The 5334-nt window shown below is 74.0% G+C and carries 5 protein-coding genes and 1 pseudogene; 1 reads left to right on the top strand and 5 read right to left on the bottom strand.

Annotated features, from left to right (window positions below):
• A pseudogene (locus MR1_RS18435) lies at positions 1 to 228 on the bottom strand (glutaminase); the annotation flags it as partial.
• Positions 225 to 1424, bottom strand: a complete 1200-nt coding sequence (locus MR1_RS18430; RefSeq protein ID WP_067250548.1) for a cation:proton antiporter — start codon at positions 1422 to 1424, stop codon at positions 225 to 227. The pseudogene MR1_RS18435 and the gene MR1_RS18430, both read right to left, overlap by 4 nt.
• 158 nt (positions 1425 to 1582) lie before the next feature.
• Here MR1_RS18430 and purU point away from each other — a divergent pair, with 158 nt between their 5' ends.
• Positions 1583 to 2446, top strand: coding sequence for a formyltetrahydrofolate deformylase (purU, locus tag MR1_RS18425; RefSeq protein WP_067250545.1), 864 nt, complete (start codon positions 1583 to 1585; stop codon positions 2444 to 2446).
• A gap of 91 nt (positions 2447 to 2537) precedes the next feature.
• Here purU and MR1_RS18420 read toward each other — a convergent pair whose 3' ends face one another.
• The 3 genes from MR1_RS18420 to MR1_RS18410 all read right to left on the bottom strand — a co-directional run.
• A complete protein-coding gene (locus tag MR1_RS18420; protein WP_067250543.1) occupies positions 2538 to 3578 on the bottom strand; it encodes an NAD(P)H-dependent flavin oxidoreductase in 1041 nt (346 codons plus the stop codon).
• A gap of 61 nt (positions 3579 to 3639) precedes the next feature.
• Positions 3640 to 4590: an EamA family transporter gene (locus MR1_RS18415; protein ID WP_067250540.1), complete on the bottom strand. Its 951-nt coding sequence runs from the start codon at positions 4588 to 4590 to the stop codon at positions 3640 to 3642.
• A 249-nt stretch (positions 4591 to 4839) separates the two neighbouring features.
• On the bottom strand, positions 4840 to 5334 hold a 495-nt coding region (locus tag MR1_RS18410; protein WP_157518379.1), incomplete at its 5' end, for a zinc-binding dehydrogenase.

The following is a 5334-nucleotide window of genomic DNA, read 5'->3' as shown; positions in this document are numbered from 1 at the left end:
CGCCGACTCGGCGGCGTACCCGCGCCGCACCTCCTCGGCGGCCCGCAGCACCTCGGCGGTGGCGAACACCTCGTCCGCGGTGAGCAGCAGCACCCCGACGTGCCAGGCGGATCCGGCCCGCACGATCCGCGGCGCACGCCAGCGCGAGGTCTTCTCCACCCCCAGCCCCTCCTGGGGGAGCCCTGCCAGGCGCGCGCGGGCGTCGGCCAGCAGCGCCGCGACCGTCACAACTCCCCCGGGGGCACGGTCGGCCGCGACGGCAGCCGCTCGCCGCGCACCTGCATCGCGATCACCGGGAATAGGAGCACCGACAGCATCCCGGCGCCCACCAGCGCCGCCGCCGTCCCGGAGCCGAGCATGCCCTGGTCGACGCCGATCGCGGTCACGGCGACGATGATCGGCAGACCCGTGGCGCCGAGCAGCCCGAGGCCGATCCGGTCCCGCCCGGACGAGCCCGCCGGTGCCGACAGCTGCGCCGCGCCGCCGCGCAGCACGAGCAGGAGGACGAGGAAGACGGGGACGAGCAGCAGCATCGCCGGAGCCGCCAGCAGCGCGCCCAGGTCGAAGCGCACGCCGGTCATGAGGAAGAAGATCGGCACCAGGAAGCCGAACGCCACGGCCTCGATCTTGCTCTCGACCGCGGCCGCGTCCGCCTCCGGGGCGCGCGCCATGATGATCCGCCACACGGCTCCGGCGACGAAGGCCCCGAGCAGCATGTCGAGGTCGAGGACGACGCTGAGGGCCACGAGCGCGGCGATGAGGAGCAGCACGAACCGCACCCCGAACTGGTCCGAGGTGTGCAGCGTCGCCCGGATGACGGCGTGCAGACGCCCGTGCGGCGTGCGGTGCGCGAGGGCGATCGCCAACGCCGCGATGACGACGAACGCGAGCAGTACGAGCGCCGACACGACCGTGGTGCGCGCGCTCAGGAACAGCGAGATCGCCACGAGAGGGAGGAACTCGCCGACCGCGCCGATGGCGGACACGGCGTGGCCGAACGGCGTGCCGAGCTCACCGGCGTCGCGGAGGATCGGCATGAGCGTGCCGAGGGCCGTCGAGCTCAGTGCGATCGCGATCACCACGGCGCCGTCTCCGGGGGCGAGCAGCAGGCCCGCCGCGATCCCTCCGGCGAGGCTCAGGATCCACCCGAGCGAGGCTCGTCCGAGCGAGCGGGTGCCGATCCCTCGGACGTCGATCTCGGCCCCGGCCACGAAGAACAGCATCGCCAGGCCGAAGTCCGCCAGCGTGTCGGTGACGACGTGCGGCTGGACCCACCCCAGCGCCGCCGGGCCGACGAGGATCCCCAGCAGCAGCTCGAACACGACGATCGGCACGCGCACCGCCGGGCGGACCGCGCGGGCGAGCAGGGGCGCGAGCACCGCGAGGGCGGGGATCAGGACGAGGCCTGCTTCGCTGGGCGTCACGGACTCAGGTTAGCGACACCGCGTCCCGCCGCCCGGCCCGGTTCTCCGCCGGACACGACATGTGCGCCCGAGTCGCCCGCGTGACGCCCAGGATTCGCCTCCCGGGGCGGGGAACGGCAGAATCGATCCACACCCCCGCGAGGCCTCCGAGGAGCACCATGGCCCAGCCCGACACCGCACGCCTGCTGATCGCCTGCGACGACCAGCCCGGCATCGTCGCCGCCGTCGCCGGCGTGCTCGCCGAGCACGGCGCCAACATCATCTCCCTCGACCAGCACTCCACCGACGCGGAGGGCGGTCGCTTCTTCCAGCGCACGGTGCTCCATCTCGAGGGCCTCGCCGCCGCCCGGCCCGCCCTGGAGGCGTCGCTGGCCGCGGTGGCGGAGCGATTCGGCATGGAGTGGTCGCTGCACGACGCGTCACGGCGCAAGCGCGTGGCGATCTTCGTCTCGAAGTACGACCACTGCCTGCTGGAGCTGCTGTGGCGCACGCAGCGCGGCCAGCTCGACATCGACGTCACGATGGTCGTCTCGAACCACCCCGATCTCGCGGAGGCGGTCCGGTCGTTCGGCGTGCCGTTCGTGCACATCCCCGGCGCCCCGGGGCCCGAGGGCAAGGCGGAGATGGAGCGGCGTCAGCTCGAGCTGCTGCAGGGGAACGTCGACCTCGTCGTGCTCGCCCGCTACATGCAGATCCTCACGGACGACTTCATCGAGCGCCTCGGCGCCCCGGTCATCAACATCCATCATTCCTTCCTGCCGGCGTTCATCGGCGCCAACCCGTACGCGCGGGCGAAGGAGCGCGGCGTCAAGCTCATCGGCGCGACCGCGCACTACGCGACGGCCGATCTCGACGAGGGGCCGATCATCGAGCAGGACGTCACGCGCGTCACCCACGCGGAGTCGGCCGCGGAGCTGCAGCAGCGCGGCGCCGATGTGGAGCGCCTCGTCCTCGCACGCGCGGTGCGCTGGCACGCCGAGGACCGGGTCATCGTGCACGGCCGCTCGACGGTCATCCTCTGACCGGCTCCGCCTCCGCCGACCGGGGTCGTCCCCGGCATACCGGTGCTTCCCCGGCGAGCTGCGCGGCCGCGAGGGGAGGGCCTCCGGACTGTCAGACGGGGAGGCCGTCCGCGAGCTCGGCGAAGACCTCCGCGGCGGTGTCGTGCGTGGCCAGCGGCGCGGACTGACCGAGCCAGAGGGACTGCAGATCGCCTCGCCCCCGCGTGCCCGCGGCGGCCCGGAACCGGCCTGTGATCCAGTTCTGCGCCGGGAAGGCGGCGATCGCGCCAGCCGCCTCGATCTCGGTCACCGCACGGTTGGCGGCGCCGCGGGCCAGACGCCCGCTCATCGCCCTCGTGAGCACGCTCTCGTCGGCCGCGGTGGCTCGGATCGCGGCGACGTGGGCCTCGTTGGCGGCGGACTCGCGAGTGGCGAGGAAGGCGGTGCCGACCTGGACGCCCTGCGCCCCGAGCGCGAAGGCCGCGGCGACTCCCCGGCGGTCCGCGATCCCTCCCGCGGCGATGACCGGGACCGCGACCGCGTCCGCGACCTGCGGGATCAGCGAGATCCCGCCGACGAGCGAGGATTCGGGCGCACGGAGGAAGGAGACCCGGTGCCCCGCGGCCTCGGAGCCCGTCGCGACGACCGCGTCCACGCCCCCAGCCTCCAGCGCCACGGCCTCGGCCACCGTCGTCGCCGTGCCAACGACACGGATGCCGCGCTCGTGCGCCGCGTCGACCACCTCGCGCGACGGGACGCCGAAGACCACGCTCAGCGCCGCCGGACGCACGTCCCACACGGCGTCGAGCTGCTCCTCCAGCGTCGGCAGGTAGCGGGCCGGACGCGCCGGAACCTCCAGCCCGACCTCCGCGAAGTACCCGGCGAGCGCACGCGCGGCGTCCTCGTAGCCGTCATCCGGTTCGACCTCGTCTCCCTGGGGAAGCCAGAGGTTGAGACCGAACGGCCGATCGGTGGCGGCGTGCAGCGCGGCGCCGGTCTCGCGGATCCGGTCGCCGTCGTACCCGTACAGTCCGTAGGATCCGAGTCCTCCCGCGTCGCTCACCGCCGCGGTCAGCTCCACCGAGCTGAGGCCGCCGAACGGGGCCAGGATGATCGGGACGTCGATGCCGAGGAGATCCGTGAGCGCGCTCATGCTTCGAGGCTACGCCCGAGCTCCTCCCGGTCGGCGCTCGATGACGGGCGGCGTCCTGACGTCAGTCCGGGACGACCGGGATCGAGCCGGTCATGAGCGAGGGAGGCTCCTCGTCCGGGCCCGCACCGCGGCGTCGGCGCGCCCCCGCCGTGACCCCGATGCTCGCCGCGACGACCAGCGCGATCGCGGCCATCCGCAGCGGCGTCGCCTGTTGACCGAGGACGATCCATCCGGCGAGCGTCGCGAAGACCGGTTCGAGGCTCAGCAGGATCCCGAACACGCGCTGCGGCAGCCGCCGGAGCGCGGCGAGCTCCAGCGTGTACGGAATGACCGAGGCGAGCAGTGCGGTGAGGCCCGCCATGAGCAGCAGCGAGGGCTCCCCCACGGCCGTCCCCATCGCGGGGATGCCGAACGGCAGCAGCAGCACGGCGGCGACCCCGAGCGCGACCGCGAGGCCGCCGGTGCCCGGGATGAGGGCGCCGACACGGGTGCTCGTGCGGATGTACATCACCCAGAACCCCGCGGCGACGAGCGCGAAGAGGACCCCGATCGGGTCCAGCGGATCGCTGCCGGTGAGCCCGTCCACGGCGAGCAGCGCCATCCCGCCCAGCGCCAGGCCGACCCAGAGGAAGTCCACGACGCGACGGGTCAGCGCGGCGGCGAGAACGAGCGGACCGAGGAACTCGATGGCCACGGCGGGGCCGAGCGGGATCCGCTCGATCGCGGCGTAGTACGTGCCGTTCATCGCGGCGACCGAGACGCCGAACAGGATCGCCGCGGTCCACTGCGCCCGGTTCCAGTGCCGCAGCCTCGGACGCGCGATGAGGGTCACCACGACGGCGGCGATGAGGACGCGCAAGGACGTGACGCCCCAGGTCCCCAGGGCGGGGAAGAGCGTCGTCGCGACGGCGGCGCCGAACGGCAGGGAGAGGCAGGATCCGATGACGAGGGCGACGCCGACGCCGATGTTCCGCGACGGCGTGCCGACCCCGGCGGCGGAGTTTTCGGGCATCCCCCCAGCTTAGGGTGGGGGCATGCCGTCACCGCAGTCTCGCGCCCGTCCTCCTCGGTCGAGTGGTCAGTTTCTGCGGGTTGAACGCCGCGGAACCCACAGAAACTGACCACTCGACACCGGGGACCCGGACGAAGGGCGGGGACGAGCGACGGGCGTCGGAGGGACGGACGAAGGGCGGGGACGCGGGCGGGGACGGACGAAGGGCGGGGACGCGGGCGGGGACGGACGAAGGGCGGGGACGGCGGGTCAGCGCGGGGTGAGACCGACGCGGAGCGGGGCGTCGGGCGCGGCGGCCTCGGCGAGCGCGGCGTCCACGTCCGTGAGCGGATGCACGGACCCGACGAGGTCGGCGAAGGGATGGGCCCTCCCCCGACCCGCCATGAACGCCACCGCGGCGGCCAGCTCCTGGCCCGTGTAGTTGTGCACGCCGGCCACCGTGACGAGGCCGCGGACGATCCGCTCGGCGTCCAGCGGCACCGGATCCGCCGGGAAGACGCTGCCGACGAGGACCACAACGCCGCCCGTGTCCGCCGCGTCGATCGCCGCGGACACGGCGTGCCCGGACGCCTCGATCACGACGTCCGCCGACTCCGCGTCCACGGCTGCCGGCGGCACCGCCGACAGCTCGAACCGGGTCGCCGTCGCGCGGCGGTCCGGACTCGGATCCGCGATGCGCACGTCGGCGCCCTCCTCCGCCGCGATCACGGCCGCGGTGAGCCCGACCAGGCCCGCGCCGTACAC

Origin of the sequence: Microbacterium resistens NBRC 103078 (assembly GCF_001552355.1) — a bacterium.
GTDB classification, from domain to species: domain Bacteria; phylum Actinomycetota; class Actinomycetes; order Actinomycetales; family Microbacteriaceae; genus Microbacterium; species Microbacterium resistens.
This window is presented reverse-complemented; position numbering and strand designations above follow the sequence as displayed.

What these genes read in the sequence shown, in the direction of transcription:
- purU (WP_067250545.1), top strand. Translation starts at nt 1,583, where the DNA reads ATGGCCCAGCCCGACACCGCACGCCTGCTGATCGCCTGCGACGACCAG.
- MR1_RS18415 (WP_067250540.1), bottom strand. Translation starts at nt 4,590, where the DNA reads ATGCCCGAAAACTCCGCCGCCGGGGTCGGCACGCCGTCGCGGAACATC.
- MR1_RS18420 (WP_067250543.1), bottom strand. Translation starts at nt 3,578, where the DNA reads ATGAGCGCGCTCACGGATCTCCTCGGCATCGACGTCCCGATCATCCTG.